The sequence below is a fragment of the Bacteroides sp. HF-4919 genome, from assembly GCF_018860125.1.
This window is the reverse complement of the sequence record NZ_JAHKNF010000005.1, coordinates 261307-277776: the sequence shown is the minus strand read 5'-3', so window position 1 is coordinate 277776 and position 16470 is coordinate 261307. Positions and strand designations below refer to the sequence as shown.

Genomic DNA, 16470 nt, shown 5'->3' with positions numbered 1-16470 from the left:
TTTTCTGTCATTTTTAGGTGCGACACAAAGGCAATAAAGAGAGGCAAATCGAACAAATGTCATACAATGAGTGCTCTTTTTTGGACACTTACCCTTATAGAATGGAAAAATCACAATTATCAGGGTCATACCTCAGCCGACTATTGATGTTAATACCGTCTATCAACTTCATATCCTCGTCAGACAACTCAAAATCGAAGATTTGGAAATTGCTCAACTGATGAGATGGCGTGAGTGAACGAACCAAAGGTATACAGCCGTTTTGTATATGCCAACGCAAAATGATTTGGATGAAGTTCTTGTTATACTTCTTTTCCAATTTTTTCAGTAGAGGCAAACGAACAAGTCTGTCATCATAACGTGCTATAGGCGTATATGCTTCAACTAATATATTGTTTTTCTTATAGTATTCTATAAGCGTTTTTTGAGTAAACAAAGGATGAATCTCAAACTGTCCTATTTCCGGCTTGTACTTGCATATCTTGAATATTTCCTCAAGGTGATGCTGATGACAGTTTGCCACACCAAGGTGGCGTACATAGCCTTCATCCTTCAACCTTTCCATCTCTCGCCATGTATCAAGATATAGTTCGGTGACTGGCCAATGAAACTGTAAAAGGTCAACATAGTCAATCCCCATCTCTTTTATATTTCTGAGGAACTCCTCTCTTACAGTATGATTTAGTTGTGCTCCATTACTAACTCTTGTAGTGATAAACAAGCTTTTTCTATCAACGCCACTTCTGCGTATGGCTTCTCCAATAAGATCCATATTGCCATAGGAGGCAGAAAAGTCAAGCAATTTATAGCCTATTTTAAAAGCATTGGCTACGTTATTGACATATCTTCTGCTACTCTCTTTTCTAAGATACAATTTGTTTATTACCCTAATAAAGAGAAGCGATAGACCTGTTCTTTGTTTTTTCATTTTTGGATTGTACCCCATTCCTCCAGGACCAAAACCTATCGATTGGATTTCATCTCCATTCTGTAGTTTGAATGTTGTTACCATAATTTCCCAAAAATCATATATTAAAATTGTAATATCGTCCCTCCCCAGCTAAGACCGACTCCAAATCCAGTAACCATAACTTGCATTCCTTCCTTGATTGTTCCACTATCCAAACAATCCTTCAAACCAATCAACACAGTAGACGAAACTGTATTGCCAATCTCTTCAAGATTCACATAGAACTTATCTTTTGGTAGCACACATACCTTTCGGATGGTGTTGAGCATAAATTTATTGGCCTGATGAAAGATGTAGTAATCCACTTTATCAGCAATTGTGTCATTTTTTTCCAGAACATCTTTCATCATGGACGGGACCGCTTCAAGAGTAAAATTGAAAATGCCGCTTCCGTCCATATAGAGATAATCGTCATAACGGGTATGTCCCTCGTCATCCACTTCGTTTTTCTCTGCACTGTCTTTGCATCTTGCAGCTCCGGTCCTCACAATAAGTTTTTCCGCACCACTGCCATCCGTGCCGAGAGAGAACTCACCGATTTTGGCAAATCCCTCAGTAGATATAAGGCAAGCAGCTGCACCATCGCCAAAGATGGCACGATTGCTTTTATCAGATGGATGAAGATACTTGGTATATGTCTCTGCCGTCAATAATAAAACGTTCTTTGCGACACCCGCAGTAATAATGCCTTTGGCTAAAGCCATTCCATAAATACAACCGGAGCACCCTAAATTAAAATCAAATGCTCCTGCTGACGTGGGGATACCGAGCCTATGCTGAAGAATACAAGCTGTTGATGGCAGGAAATGGTCAGGACTCTGTGTACAGAGCATCACGAAGTCGATATTCTCCGGCCTGACGCTATATTCCTCAAACAATTTGCGGGCTGCTTTCCCGGCCATGTCACCTGCCGTTTCGTTTTCAGCGGCAAGGCGACGGGAATTGACTCCCACCTTCCTTGCTATCTTGTCAACACTCCATTCAGGGAACTCTTTCACCAATTCCTCATTAGTCATCACCCTTTCGGGCAAATAATATGATATGCCTTTAATATAAACCATTATTTTATTTAAAATTTCAAAACAGTGGCAGCCCACGATAATCCGACACCAAATCCAGCAATCATTACTTGCTGTCCCTTTTGTATCTTATTCTCATCAAGACAATGTTTTAACGCAATCGGGATTGTTGAAGACGTGGTGTTGCCTGTGTTCTCTATATTAATATAGAATTTATCTTTTGTATGCTACATACTTTACGTATGGTGTTGAGCATGAATTTATTTGCTTGATGAAATACATAATAATCCATATGCTCTTTCTTTACATTATTTTTACTAAGCGTATCATCAATTAGTTGTGGAACACGATCAATCGTAAAATTGAAAACTTGCTCACCATTCATATAGAAATAATCGTCACGCCTAACATTGTCCGCCCCGTCTTTTTCCTCATGTCCTGTCCGCGCAAGATGCCTTGAACCGCAGTTTTTTACAATAATAGCCTCCGCACCGCTTCCATCAGTACCGTATACGGTTTCCCCTATTTCTGCAAGGCCCTCATTGAATATCAACGTTGCCGTGGCACTGTCACCGAAAAGTATCCGGTTCTTGTCCTCAGGATGGAGATATTTCGAAATGGTATCACCTGTGAGCAACAATACATTGCGTGCCAAACCTGAATCTATGAAACTTTTAGCCATTGCTAATCCGTATGTATAACCGGAGCACCCTAAATTAAAATCAAATGCTCCAGCAGTGGTTGATATACCAAGTCTATGCTGCAAAACACACGATGATGCAGGAAGAAAATAGTCGGAGCTTTGTGTGGAGAAGATAATGAAATCGATAGACTTACGGTCAACATTCCACTCTTCAAACAACTTGTTAGCGGCTTCACAAGCCATGTCCGCAGCTGTCTGATTCTCTGTAGCCACATATCTTTGATTTACTCCTACACTCTTCGCTATCTTAGTAATGTCTATATTTCCAAAAAAAATTGAAGCCCCACTATTTGTCAATATATTTTCACACATAGAGAGAGGGGGGGGGGGAGAATATTGAAATAGCCTTTATACACGCCATAGTTTTCTTTTTATAAATTATAATTTACTTATCCCTCCGGTCAGTTTTATACTGGATCCTGTCATCCATGCGGAAGCGTCCGACAATAGATAAACGGACAGGTTGGCAACATCTTCCGGTTTTCCATAGCGCTTGAGAGGATATTTCTTTTCGTCCTCTTTCAACTCTTCCTCCGTGATGCCTCCCTTGTAAATGAGATCTGTCCAAATCATAGCAGGAAGAATACAGTTCACTCTTATCAATCTTGGAGCAAGCTCTAAAGCCAGACAGTTGGCGTACGAAATGACAGCACCTTTGGATGCACAATACATTGCATTGCCAATAGTAGGAGAATCGTAGGCAATAGATGCTATGAACACTATAGAAGCCCCTTTGTTAATTTTCTTTTGCCTTAACAACTCAGTTTGAAACATAACAGGGGCTTTAAAATTTACATCCATCATATTATCAAGGTCGCTTTCTTGAAGCTGCTTACACAAAATCCGCTGTCCAATTCCGGCACAATGTACGACACCATCCAATTTAGGCAGTTGTCTGACCATGATTGCAACAGCATCTGTTTGGCTGAGATCGGCAATCAATGAGAGATTTTCTTCCCCTCGCATTTCCCGCAATGTTTCTGCAAGTCTTTGCTCATTTCTGCCATTGATTATCACAGACGCTCCCATCTTGGAACAGGCTATGGCTATGCCGCGGCCTATCCCAGATGATGCTCCAGTCACGAGAATTGTCTTTCCCTTGAGTGTGAAAGGATTGAATATATCCATTTTTACTTTTCAGCTACAAGATTAAACAAATCCTCTACAGTAATACACTCACGGATTTCCTTACCAGTAATAGTTTTACCATAAATGGTCTTTACCATGGCGATCACGCCCATACCTGCAAGACTTCCCCACTCGTCGAGTTCATGAAATTCGGTGTAAGCCTGGATTTCTGACGCATCTGTGTCATCAAACTGTTCTGCGAAGTTCGCAACAAATTCTTTTAAATTCATATACTTATTTTTTCTAATTAATATTTCCATAAAATATCCTCATCGACTATTTGAGCCGGATGCCCTGAAACCATGGCATGTGCCGGAACATTACTTATAACAAAAGATTTTGCACCAATAATCGCCCCATCTCCAATCCTGACTCCATTCATAATAGTGCAAGATTCACATAACCATGCCTTATCACCAATAATTACAGGTTTTGTATTCTTATATCCCTGACGATTGATATAATGTGATCCATTATTGTCCCTGACAGTAACATTGCGTCCTATCATCACCCTATCACCAAATTCAATATGCTCACCACAAACAACTGTCAATCCGATATTGGAACCACCATGCCCTTTAAAAGTAAGTGTGGCACCACTGAATATCTCTATGTCTGAACCGTAACCGATGATGGTTCCAGGGCCGAGATTAAGCGTAGCTCCTGCATCTACCGACAAGCGTGTTTCAAGCTTTGATTTACGGAATTTTACCTTTTGTCCAAGAAATGTGATGCCTTGCTTGCGGATAGTGGCAGTTTTGTTTATATGAATGATGCAATAAGGAGCAGGCAACAATATATTGCCGCGAAAGATTTCACCGATAGTATTGTATTTCAGTAACTGCCAGAGTGGACGTGGACGCATTTGCGTGGTTTTCATAATGGTGCAAACATAGCCGAGCCTATCCTTAACAAACTGTTTTTTACCCTGTTTACATGGCAAGATATATTTATTGGCAAGTTCTGTGAAAGTCATCCGGTCCAAGTCTTTAAAAAATTGATTGCGGTTTACCAAGGGAGTACCCAAAGGCTGATTGAGGGCAGGGTTACTTTTTTCTGCCAGAGAAAATGGTACTTCAAGATAATTGATGCGCTGCTTGGTCCTCTCAAAATAGGCTTTGCCTTTCTTCGAGTTAACCATCACGAGTGACGTACCAAGGTTTTTATCCATAGAAGTATTGATTTTCTCTATCCCCCAAAAATCGGCAAGAGTAATGTCGGCTATACGTGGATATCCTTTGAACTTACACTCATAGCATGAAGGGCGACAGTAAACATTGGTTTGCAGATATCCCTTGGTATAGTTTGACTGGTCCTTAGTCTCATAAACATGCTTGCCGTTGGCTAAAATCACTTTCTGCGTAAGGTTGCGCCAACCGTATTCTTTCGACTTAGCCTTACAATAAATAACCTTAGAACCATAGCGCTCCTCAAACGAATCAAGGTACTTACGCCATACTTTAGGAGAATTAATACCACGACAGATGTAATCAACAATAATTAGATTATCATAATCTTTGCGAAGGAAAGCACGCAAAGCAGTCATCTGGCAGGGACTTCCACAAATGAGAATCTTTTCCCCTGCACACAATAATTTTCTAACCTGTACAAAGAACCCCTCAAAAGAACTCTGCAAATACTTGGAACTCCTGATACGGGGAAGATCAGTCTTGTCATTGGAAATGTATTGGCGAACAGAAAAATCTTCATTAAATACTGCGCCACCCACATACCCCTTGTCTTTGTACATAATATCAGCCAAAGCCGAGAATAAGCCTCCAGAAGTGGAATCAAATACAACCTCCATATTTTTATGTTCGGCCGCATAGTACACCGGTTGCGAAAGGTCATTCTTCTTCAATTCCTTTATATTGATTATGGGACACACTTTCTCGCATAATTCACAATTTACACATTTATCCTTATTCACTGTCGGATACCAAAAACCTTCAATATCAGTCTTGAATGTTATTGCGCCATGAGCACATGCATCTCCACAAGCATTGCAGCCGCAACATTTGGTCTTATCTATAATATTTATCATAAATGAAATTTATCACCTTATAAACCTATTCGTTTTTGTAAACGTCCAAAACATTATATGCGTCTTTCAAATGAATGCCAATAGGCACTCGTCTCTCATTCCGAACAATCACTACTGTATATAAATATTTATATTTAAATTGCGGCAAAGATAAAAGCCCAATGAGAACATTTCAAGACATCATTTGGGAACGCTTACACAATAACATATACAATGACATCAAAGCTACACAAATTACCAAACAGATCATTTCCCTAATATCCAAGATAATTTTCTATTAAAAAGCTCTGTTATAAGAAATAATATTACCCACATGGAAACATGGCGTATTACCGAAGACAGAACCGGAGAAATATCCATAGAATTCATTCCTTGAATTAAGCATAGTTGTATGCATTGAGAAAATGCTAACACAAAAAATGTATTCTTGCCCCAATATGAAAAGATATAAAACCAAGGCTTTAATACAGTATATTCCATATATTTAGTCAATAACATTGATAATTGAATAATAAACAAAATACCTAATATTGCGCCTATATATACTGGTATTAAAGAAGTTATAATGTTGTAGCACATATCTAAATGATAAAATTGAGCAATTAGTCCACCGATACAAAATGATATAAGTAAAAAACTAAAAGTCTTCTTGACAGACTTATCTCTCCATACATTTAAAATAAAATCAGCCAATTTATTACCTAAACCCAGAAAACTTACGGCTAAGAAAACTGAAGAAATAGCCCATGGCAATAAAAGGTGCACCTCTGATAACCAATAGCTAAGATAAGCAAATACAATCAAAATCACTACAAAGAACTTTTTATTACGACTCAGTAAATGATAAAAAATATAATATAAAAGCTCAGCCAGAAATAATATAGGTACAAACCACAACGCAATGCCCCCCCATCCATGAACAAGCACTTCTAAAAACCTATCCTTAAATGTATTTACTTCATAAGATTCAGATATTCCTATGACTAGAATAGAAAACACAAAAAAAGGAACTAATAAAGTACGCAACTTGCGATATAAAAAAAAGTTCAAAGATTTATAGTTTCCTACTTTAAAAGTCATTCCAGATATAAAAAAGAAGAAAGGCATATGGAATGACCAAATCCAATTCGAAATAATCGATGGTAACCGAGTATGCCCAACTACCATTAAAACAATACAAATACCTTTTGCAACATCAATCCACTCTATCCGTTTTGAAATACGAGCCCCCATATTTACTCCATATAAAAAAATGAAGCGACGTACTTTTGAGATCTTTCCTCAAAATTATAACATGAAATATTTTTAGCTAATACATTATAATAGATAGGATTGCAAATTTTCAGCACGGCATTTTTTAAAGAATTTCTATCATCCAAATCAAATCTAATCCCATTTACATCTTCTGCCACAAGGTCCATAGAACACCCTACTTTATTGCTTACAATTACTGGTAACCCATTATTCATAGCCTCCTCAATAACCAATCCCCATGGCTCTGATTTAGAAGGCAAAACAAAAACATCATTACTCTGGTAATAATGAAATATCTTATCATTAGAGATAGCCCCTAAAAAAGAGATATTAAATGACGCCATTTTTTTCAATACCTCCTCTTGAGGACCAAAACCTATAATATTCAATTTTAAATCTGGTAAAGAATTGAACACATCAATCAGAAGTTTAAGATTTTTTTCTTCCGACAAACGACCAACATATAAAAAGTTCCGAATTTGTGTCTTATAAACAAAGGAAGGTTGATTCACATAATTAAAAACTCCAACTCCTTTTGTTTTGATTATTTTTCCCGAAAAAGACAAAAGTTTCAATAATTCAATATGTGGTTCTCCCGAAGCGTAAGCCAAGTATATTCGTTTTAAAAAAAATCTTTTTAACAGTCCTCGCAAACCTCTAATAGACGACTCATAATAAGTTGATTCTACCACCACTGCATTTTTACTCTTTGGAGAGAGAAAAGCTAAAAACCAGAGATAAAAAGAATCCCACCCCGATAGAATTAAACTGCGATATGAATAATCACGCTTTAACAACCGCCATAGATAAATCAAACGAGAGCCTTGTAACTTCGATAAAATAACATAGTCAAATTTAATCCCTTGAGAAACAAAATCTTTATTTCTCCGACTATTCATTTCATAAAGAAAAATCACAAAAACACGCTTTTTTTCGCACAGTCTATTCAAGAGATTCACTTTATAAAAGGCCGGCAATGGCGTTACAAATATAACATCAATTTGTTTCATAATCCTTTGTTTATAGATTCAACTCTATTAAAAGCATTACTCCATGCCATCGGAGAAAAATAGTGCAGTAAAGCGTCTCTATGGTTTGAATATTTCTCAAACCAAGCATCATTCATCTGAGATAACTGAAGAATGCACATTTTAAGTTGTTCCTTATCAAAATTAGAGTAAACATAATTAATATCTTTCAACTCAGGATAGCTTATTGTAGAAACAACTAGCTTATTACACGCCAAGTATTCTATAATTTTTGATGGGAAATTATTTTTATTTTCAGCCAGATTAGGATCTCTAAAACTTAGACATACTGTAAATCTTTTCAAATAAGAAAGATAATCTGTGTAATTTAGATATCCCAAATAATGTATATTCGCATATTTAGAAGCATATTTCATCACCAACGATTCATCCTCCCCTCTACCAGATACGTAAAGTTCACACTTTGGCAATTCGGAAAAAACATCTAATGCCATCTTTATACCTGTCACCTTTTTTAATGCACCAGAAAAGAAAAATGCATTTTTTACAATTTCCCCATTAGTTTCTTTTATAGAGTTGATGGCATTCATTGGAACAATTCCAGGCATATAAACTATATTTTTGTTTTGTATTGTTAAACGTTCCGACAAAGCCAAAATTCCATCAACAAATCTAGACAAACATATTTCCGCAACTTTAGTTATAGAAAAAAGCCTATTAGATGGAGTATGGTCTGCTAGTAAAACATAAATTTTCTTACGATAGATTACTTTCAAAAGCATAAAAGCAAGTAAGTTATGCCTTTCAAGATTATAAAACCAAATAGAATCATCATTGCGTAACAGACTGACTATTAACAAATTTTCCACCAAATAATTTAAATGCCTTAGCATTGGAAAACTTCCAAATACACGAACCTGAATAAATTTTACTTTCTGAATTGAAGGTAATTCCGCCAATATATTTTTTCTCACATTCAGAGGAACTTCTGAATACACTTTACTAAAACAGTTACCCTCAATAAGATTACTACAAAAATTTGTCACACATTGAGAGCCATATAAAGAGACCAATTCTTGTGGTATATAATTGCAATATAATGAACGATTAACAAGAAGCATATTTATTTTCTAATTCAAATTTTTCCCTATGAATATAAATACTGAGAACTAAAAACATTATATATTGTGTTGATAGAGTTGCACCATTTGGAGAAACAAATGCTACAAAAAGATAATTAAATAGCAGCACTAATATCAAATAATCAAAAATGCTTTTCTTTTTATACTTACGTAATAATGAGAAGATTTTTATAACCGGAAACAACACCAGCACAATGCCAAATAAACCTACGTCAACCATTTTAGCTAGAAAGGTATTTTCATAATTACTCCCAATAAATTCGCCCTCTCTACCCCCCTTTATAGGAACACTACCAACCCCATGACCTATCAATAGGACTAATTTATTTTCCTGCATGTAATCAATACCATTCTTCCATTGCCGTATCCTAGTATCATCAGCTTTACTAGTAGATTTGTCATCCCCAAGATACCTTTCCAAAAGATATTCATTAGAAGATAATAATGAAGTAATTACTGAACCTGATGCAATAAGTATTATAGAAAAAATTACCAATAAAATAACCCGATTCCCTTTTGCACAAATCACATAATAGACAAAACCAGCAAAAAACATTAATAATACAATCACAAATATTTGTCGGGATCCCGTAAACCAAGATCCTATTAAAGGAAGAAAAGAACATAACAAATAAAAAAATTGGCTCTTCGTTTTTGAGGAATGATATAGTAAATAAAATGATGAGAGTACGCAGAAAGAGAAATAAACCCCAAATGTGCTAACAGACTCAGCTAAGAAGCTACAACGATTCATAGCTAAATCTTCCTCTGCCAAATAAGATATATCTTCATGAGCGCTTAATACCAAAAATTTAAAAAGCAATGTTTGGCTATCAATAATAAGCCCTATTGATAAAAACAGTCCAAGCAACGAAAAAAACTTAAATATAGAACGTGGATTATATTTTGAAGAATTTAATAAATACGATGAAAACAAAACCACATGAAATCCTGCGGTATACATCCATAAAGCAAATCCAACTCTAATTAAGCCATATCCTTGAAAAAAAAAGGCGTATATACAATACGGTATACATAAAAATGTTAGTAACAATAAATCTTTTTCTATCTTTATCAACGAACGATTTTTATACCTTCCAAAAGAGCACATCAAAAGGGAAAAACCTATAAATGTCAAAATTTGCCTCCAGATCGTAAATGGAGTACCTTTAGTCAAAAAAGAAAATAAACCACCATTTATAACTAAGAAAAAAGAAATACAATAAAATAAGGTTATATAATTAGAGTATTTAGAGGCATTAAATTTCATCAACATTTATCCACAGCTATTAGCATACATAAAACAATTTAAATTTCCCCTATCTTCCCACTAAGTTCAAAACAGTATACCTATTTCTTATCATTTTAGCTAAAGGTATCATTTTCATAAAATCAATCTCGGAAAATTGGATATACTGTTTTATCATGCTATTTAAACCGATTCGAGAGAAATAACTGTTTATCATATTATACTCACTTTCAGTTCTCAGCAGTTTCTCTATCAACAAATGCGCCCACGCCACTTGAATACCATGTATAGTAGACTTGTCAGAAAAATATTCATCAATGGCGTGACTCATTAAATGCTCAGAACCACTCGTCCCACGTGTATTGCCAGAATGTATCATGGATAATCCGGAAGTTATTAACCCCCTTGCAAGATCAGCTAAAAATACATCTGTATATAAATCTTTCTCAGAATATCTTAAAATAGAAACAGCAGCTTCTTTTGCCAACATAAAAGATAATTCATCAATCTTTTCTCCTGTGGAAAGTCTAGATAACTCCCAGTCCTTTACAGCACTCAAATTTGATAAAAGATCACCTACACCTGCCAAAATCAACTGCTTGGGAGACTTCTTCACAATCGATAAATCCACTACAATTCCGATAGGAGGTTTAACTCCAAAACTTTTTTTCTTCTCATTACACGTTAAGCGTGCAACTGGAGAATAAATAGCATCGTTAGAAAGTGTTGATGGCATGGCTATGTAAGGGATATTCATATCTGTTGCCGCATACTTGACAATATCTAAAATACTACCTCCACCAAACGCAATAAAAAGTGTATCTAAATTATCACATTGTTTTTTCAATAAAGAGTATTCTTCTACCTTTCCTCCTTGGACAAGAATTAAACTATCAAATTTATTACTATCTATAAAGTGACTGTAAAGAGTATATAATTCAGGAGAAGTCACTAAAGTTTTATGAGAGAAAAACAGATGACTGGATGTGAGCATTTTATCAACTCTACCAAGTACTCTATTATCAATCTCCACAAAAACAGGTATTTCTAAATGCTTATAAAACATTATTCAACTCTTGAATAGATTTAATTATTTTAGATGTACTTATACCTTTAGTATACGGAAGATAAACTAATTCAATCTGATGCTTTTGCAAAAACTCTGGAGTCATACATATCTGATTTAAGTACCCTTCACCTGTCCAATCATCACCATGCACTATAATATCTACATTATACTTAATTACATAAAGTTTATTATCCAAATCTGGAATAATAAAAGCTTCATCTACATAGGAGCAAGCTTTAACTACTGCCAATCGATCATTCTCGTTAATAACAGGCTTTCTTTTATAATTAGCAACCATTTCATCACTATTAATAGCAACAACCAACCTATCTCCAAGACCTTTCGCTTTTTTTAAGAGCTCAACATGTCCACGATGAAACAAGTCAAATACCCCTATTACATATACAGTTATCATATATCTAAAAAATCAAACCGTTTTTATTAAGTTTATCTATTACATGCATCAACCGATAGCAAGCTTGATCATCTTTATATAAATTAAATTTGTTTTGAGTTTCCTTTTTATAAGTTTCGGGAGTTTTTAAAAAAGACTTGAGGGACTCTAAATCAGATAAAATAGGCCCAGGAAGAACCTCACTAATGTTATCAAAAGTCAAGCCTCTTGACTTTTGATATTCATCTATGTCATTCATTACAAATCCCATTGGCCTATCTAAAATATCATAATCAATCCAAACCGAAGAATAATCCGTTAGTAAGAAATCTGTTGCCCCCAGTAATGGATAAAGCTGAAAAGAAAAATCATTTTGTTTCACTATCATAATATTAGTAAACAATGGGAAATCAACCGTTTGCAATATATCCATTGGATGCAACTTTACAATCAACAAAATTTTAATTTCCGATAAAAAAATATTCAGATCTTGCAAGTCTGCTATATTCAAAAAAGAAATAGTATCGTTCGTTGAAATACCATCAGTTCTTGTTTCTCCAATAATCGAAGTACGGAAAGTTGGTAACCAAATGCCAACAGAACAATAGTCGGTCCTTTGGATATTTCTTTTAGAAAAGAAGTCTGTCTTTTGAAAAAGTAAATCATTGCGCGGTTGTCCAACAAGTAACACTCTACTCAGATCCAGATTATTAAAACTTTTAGACATCAATTCCCTAAAAATTTCTGATGTAGCAATTAAATAATGAGCTTTAGTCTTATTAACTCCATGTTTGGCAGGATCCATTGAACCTATCCGCTTTAATGGCATGCCATGCCACAAATTTATCAACTTATCTCTTTGACTGATATCCCAGAAACTATATAATCCATGAGTACAAAAAACAAACTTAGCCCTAAAAAAATACCAAAAAGCTAATAATGAAAATCTAAATACAACTTTTGTATTCGAATTTTTCGACAAAATATCCTTTTTACATGCTTTATAACCTGTCTTATCAGAAAGTACCCATACTTTCAAATAATGATCATATTGCTTTGATCCAGAAATATATTGAAATAGAGCATAAGCATTATCAGTATAATCCGGAAAACTAGAAAACAACATAACAGAATCTCTCTTTATTATCCTAGAGAATAAAATTCCTGTTGAAGCTATAAAAGAAGAAAAAGACAATTTCATTAAAGTATTATTAATCATTCACATACCGTATTTTTTATGGAGGAGCGAATAAGTACCATAAGGATAAATAATAAACAGAACTAAAGATAATTTATATTTTAAGGATATAGAAGTAGAAAACAATACATATGATAGTCTACTTTTAATATAGAAAATTATTTCGCGTCTATAGGTATTATCTGGAATATCAGTTCTCACATAAGCCATGAAGCATTGAAATATCATAAATGAATAAACATTTGCTATATCTGTTTCTTGAATAGACGGAGAAGCATTCTTTAAAATCCAAGGTATTTTCATACAAGACATAACTTTCTGACTAATTCCAGAGTGATTAGCACTTCCTTGCCTCTGCCTATAATGATAAAAACATTGGTTTGTCCTCAGCACTACTTCAGAGTCTGCGACCACTTGATATTGAAATAAAAAATCCTCCCAATGATGTACTTCTTTAGAAAAACATTTTCCAATAAATAAAGATGTCCTATATAATCCTAAACACATAGAAGCCGGAAACGAAAATGCAAGAAGTAAATCGATAGCTTGCTTCTTACTATATTTATCTATCTTCAACTGTCTTTGAACATCTTCAAAATAATGAGAAGAGATACAAATATCAGCTTGATTAGATAATAATAAATTCAAGAAGCATTCAATCATATTGCTATCTATCCAATCATCCGAATCGACAAAACAAATAAATTCTCCGCTCGCTACGCTGATCCCTGTATTCCTGGACTCACTTACACCACTATTCTTCTTATGGATAACATGTATCCTGTCATCTGCCAAAGCATATTGATCACATATATATCCAGACTTATCAATACTCCCATCATCAACCAGTATCAGTTCTATATTAGGATAAGTCTGATTCAATATACTATCAATGCACTCTTCTAGATACTCTTCAACATTATAAACAGGAACTATTACAGAAACCTTATTCATAAAACACTAGCATTCATTGACTTGTATTTAAATCCTTTATTTTCAAGTCGTGATAAAAACAATGGTAATAGCTGTAGTGTATTTAAACTATGTTCTTCAGAAAAATGAAACAACACAATGTCTCCACCACTTATCTGTTTCGTGATCTTATCAATATGTGTTTGTACATCCTCTAACTTTACATAATCTTGCATGTCAACAGACCATTTTATTATATCATAATGTTTTTTCAAGAGAAATAGCTCCATAATTTTCAAAGATCCGAAAGGCGGCCTAAACAACTTCGCATGCAATATATCATTACACTTAGACACATCCTTCACATAATCTTGACTCCTGACATCAACACCCTTTAAATGAGAATAAGTATGATTACCAATTGCATGTCCTCTTTCCTTTATTTTCCTATACAACAAAGGATATTCATGCACCTTTTCTCCAATACAGAAAAATGTAGCTTTTGCATCATACTTATCCAGTATATCCAAAATAAATTCCGTGATTAGAGGATCAGGTCCATCATCAAAAGTTAAATAAATATCTGTATCTGATGTTTTTACCTTTTCTATTACCGAAAATTTAAGAATGATTGACTTAATCCTAAATTTAACTCTTTCCAACAAAAAAGATATCATTTTGATAAGCTTTGTAACAAATCCCCCTTAGATTTTTTTCTATTAACATCAAGAATCTGATTAACTTTTTCCCAATTAATTTTTTTATTTATTTTTTGTTCATCTAATTCAGTTACCGAACTAATTAAACGATCTTCTAAATCGAACATCCTCAATAAAGAATGAAACCGAGTAAGCCCTCTTCCTTTATTAGCATAAGCGACAAAAGGCTTATTGAACATAATAGAAAAGACACATGCGTGAAAGGAATCTGTAATTACATATTTTGCATCAGAAAAACCTTTCAACCACTCTTCAACGGGAGAAGCTATTCGCTCTATCGCTGATAAACTTATATCATTTGTGTTAGGATTATTATTATAAAATATATCATATCCAAGAACTGTTTGGAGTTTTATCACAGCATCTTGTTTGTCAATAGTCTTATCCAAAATATAGACCATCAACCCCTTTTCAGATAGATCATTTTTTGCAATATCTCCCATTAATGCAACATATTTATTAACATCTAATAACATCGTCGGGTCTAATACATGGGTAGAATTTACATCAAAATATTTCCGGCATAACATAACCCCAGAATCTTCACGAACACCAACAAACGAAAATAACTTCAATAAACGTTGACAATTAAGAGTTTGTTTTTTAGAAAACATCCACCTATCAACACCAAATGAAGCAGCATACGCAATCCTTCTCACATTCCAATCTTTAGCAAACTCCAAAAATGCGTCCTCCACATGAAAAAAATAATCCGGACGCCATATTTGATCACTACCTACAACCCATATATCCACAGATTCCTTTTTTATTGATCTAAAATTCTCAATATTCACAATAGGATAGATATATTTATCGACAAATAATTTTGTATGAGATTGAATAAGAGAATTTATCTTTTTAATATCTTTTTCCGCAAAGACAGATAAATTCTTCTGTCTCCAAATGTATTTCATAAAGAATCTCTTCATATAAATTAATGGCCAAACAAATGGTGAAATTTCACGTACATAAATCTTATTATACAATGTAACATCATACCCATTTTCTTTCAAAAAGCTCATTAATGCATATGCTTGTAATATTCCACCATAATTTGCATCTAGTGGCAATGTTATTATACCTATTTTCTTCAAAATTTATACATTTACAAAAAGTAACTAAAAACGAACCAATAAATCATATATAGCACTATTACACCTAAAATATAAACATATAATTTAGTAATAGATTATTATTCTATATCCGTATTCGGATATGGATTTTCCTCCAAACTCTTTAAATGCTCTACAATCTCAAACTCTTCCCTCGTCAATTCCCGATCCTTCCAACCGTCTATTATTACGTGTGCCTCCGCCGCCAACTCTTCGTCAAAGACCTCGGCGTAACAGGCTACCAACAAACGGCATTTCAAAAGCGAGACGGGAAGTGTATCCAAGATATCCCAACTACGATTGAGAACCGACTGGATTTTATCTTCCTTATCACCGTGATTATAAATGGTAGCATTATAGCCGGTCAACAAAGCGATACAAAGAGAAGCTTCCTCTTCAAGAGTACGTCCGTGTGAACCGAAAAGATGCTCACAACGATGATACACATCCGTATTCAATTGGCGGAAACGGTCGGAGTAGATGGGTTCGCCATCCAGACCTAAATGGAGAAGTTCGTGCGAAACAGCGCACAAAGAATCGATTTCTGATTGCAAAGACAACATGGTGA

18 protein-coding genes are annotated in these 16470 nt (G+C 34.6%); all 18 read right to left on the bottom strand.

Annotated elements, in window-relative coordinates; translation table 11 throughout:
- Positions 1-94: 94 nt before the first annotated feature.
- The 18 genes from KO473_RS10980 to KO473_RS10900 all read right to left on the bottom strand — a co-directional run bounded on the left by KO473_RS10980 (position 95) and on the right by KO473_RS10900 (position 16465).
- Positions 95-1012 carry an aldo/keto reductase gene (locus KO473_RS10980; protein ID WP_005821057.1) on the bottom strand — a complete coding sequence of 306 codons (918 nt, stop codon included), beginning with the start codon at positions 1010-1012 and terminating at the stop codon, positions 95-97.
- 20 nt (positions 1013-1032) lie between these two features.
- Positions 1033-2031, bottom strand: a complete 999-nt coding sequence (locus KO473_RS10975; protein ID WP_005821059.1) for a 3-oxoacyl-ACP synthase III family protein — start codon at positions 2029-2031, stop codon at positions 1033-1035.
- Positions 2032-2039: 8 nt separating this feature from the next.
- Positions 2040-2150, bottom strand: coding sequence for a 3-oxoacyl-[acyl-carrier-protein] synthase III C-terminal domain-containing protein (locus tag KO473_RS23455; RefSeq protein WP_232303482.1), 111 nt, complete (start codon positions 2148-2150; stop codon positions 2040-2042).
- Between the two features lie 35 nt (positions 2151-2185).
- Positions 2186-2905 carry a ketoacyl-ACP synthase III gene (locus KO473_RS10970; RefSeq protein WP_232303455.1) on the bottom strand — a complete coding sequence of 240 codons (720 nt, stop codon included), beginning with the start codon at positions 2903-2905 and terminating at the stop codon, positions 2186-2188.
- Between the two features lie 165 nt (positions 2906-3070).
- The gene (locus KO473_RS10965; RefSeq protein ID WP_005821063.1) at positions 3071-3820 is read right to left on the bottom strand and encodes an SDR family NAD(P)-dependent oxidoreductase; all 750 of its coding nucleotides are present in this window, start codon (positions 3818-3820) and stop codon (positions 3071-3073) included.
- 2 nt (positions 3821-3822) lie between these two features.
- Positions 3823-4050, bottom strand: a complete 228-nt coding sequence (locus KO473_RS10960) for a hypothetical protein (protein ID WP_005781543.1) — start codon at positions 4048-4050, stop codon at positions 3823-3825.
- Positions 4051-4067: 17 nt separating this feature from the next.
- Positions 4068-5864, bottom strand: a complete 1797-nt coding sequence (locus KO473_RS10955) for a Coenzyme F420 hydrogenase/dehydrogenase, beta subunit C-terminal domain (RefSeq protein ID WP_005821067.1) — start codon at positions 5862-5864, stop codon at positions 4068-4070.
- Positions 5865-6110: 246 nt separating this feature from the next.
- Positions 6111-7097 carry an acyltransferase family protein gene (locus KO473_RS10950; protein WP_005781548.1) on the bottom strand — a complete coding sequence of 329 codons (987 nt, stop codon included), beginning with the start codon at positions 7095-7097 and terminating at the stop codon, positions 6111-6113.
- A 2-nt stretch (positions 7098-7099) separates the two neighbouring features.
- On the bottom strand, positions 7100-8128 hold the full coding sequence (locus KO473_RS10945; RefSeq protein WP_005821069.1) for a glycosyltransferase: 1029 nt from the start codon (positions 8126-8128) through the stop codon (positions 7100-7102).
- Positions 8125-9228 (bottom strand): glycosyltransferase, encoded by a 1104-nt coding sequence (locus tag KO473_RS10940; protein WP_005821071.1) that lies wholly within the window; start codon positions 9226-9228, stop codon positions 8125-8127. Before KO473_RS10940 ends, KO473_RS10945 begins: the two co-directional genes overlap by 4 nt.
- Complete coding sequence (locus KO473_RS10935) at positions 9215-10525, bottom strand: O-antigen ligase (protein ID WP_005821073.1); 1311 nt, start codon at positions 10523-10525, stop codon at positions 9215-9217. The genes KO473_RS10940 and KO473_RS10935 overlap by 14 nt, the downstream gene beginning before the upstream one ends.
- A gap of 43 nt (positions 10526-10568) precedes the next feature.
- Positions 10569-11564: an iron-containing alcohol dehydrogenase gene (locus tag KO473_RS10930; protein ID WP_005821075.1), complete on the bottom strand. Its 996-nt coding sequence runs from the start codon at positions 11562-11564 to the stop codon at positions 10569-10571.
- Positions 11554-11982: an adenylyltransferase/cytidyltransferase family protein gene (locus tag KO473_RS10925; protein WP_005821077.1), complete on the bottom strand. Its 429-nt coding sequence runs from the start codon at positions 11980-11982 to the stop codon at positions 11554-11556. Before KO473_RS10925 ends, KO473_RS10930 begins: the two co-directional genes overlap by 11 nt.
- A gap of 4 nt (positions 11983-11986) precedes the next feature.
- The gene (locus KO473_RS10920) at positions 11987-13180 is read right to left on the bottom strand and encodes a CDP-glycerol glycerophosphotransferase family protein (RefSeq protein WP_005821079.1); all 1194 of its coding nucleotides are present in this window, start codon (positions 13178-13180) and stop codon (positions 11987-11989) included.
- Complete coding sequence (locus KO473_RS10915; protein WP_122130636.1) at positions 13181-14113, bottom strand: glycosyltransferase family 2 protein; 933 nt, start codon at positions 14111-14113, stop codon at positions 13181-13183. It lies immediately after the preceding gene.
- Positions 14110-14748: a polysaccharide deacetylase family protein gene (locus tag KO473_RS10910; protein ID WP_005821083.1), complete on the bottom strand. Its 639-nt coding sequence runs from the start codon at positions 14746-14748 to the stop codon at positions 14110-14112. Before KO473_RS10910 ends, KO473_RS10915 begins: the two co-directional genes overlap by 4 nt.
- The gene (locus KO473_RS10905) at positions 14745-15884 is read right to left on the bottom strand and encodes a polysaccharide pyruvyl transferase family protein (RefSeq protein WP_005821085.1); all 1140 of its coding nucleotides are present in this window, start codon (positions 15882-15884) and stop codon (positions 14745-14747) included. Before KO473_RS10905 ends, KO473_RS10910 begins: the two co-directional genes overlap by 4 nt.
- 98 nt (positions 15885-15982) lie before the next feature.
- Positions 15983-16465, bottom strand: a complete 483-nt coding sequence (locus KO473_RS10900; protein WP_005821087.1) for a UpxZ family transcription anti-terminator antagonist — start codon at positions 16463-16465, stop codon at positions 15983-15985.
- Positions 16466-16470: the final 5 nt, after the last annotated feature.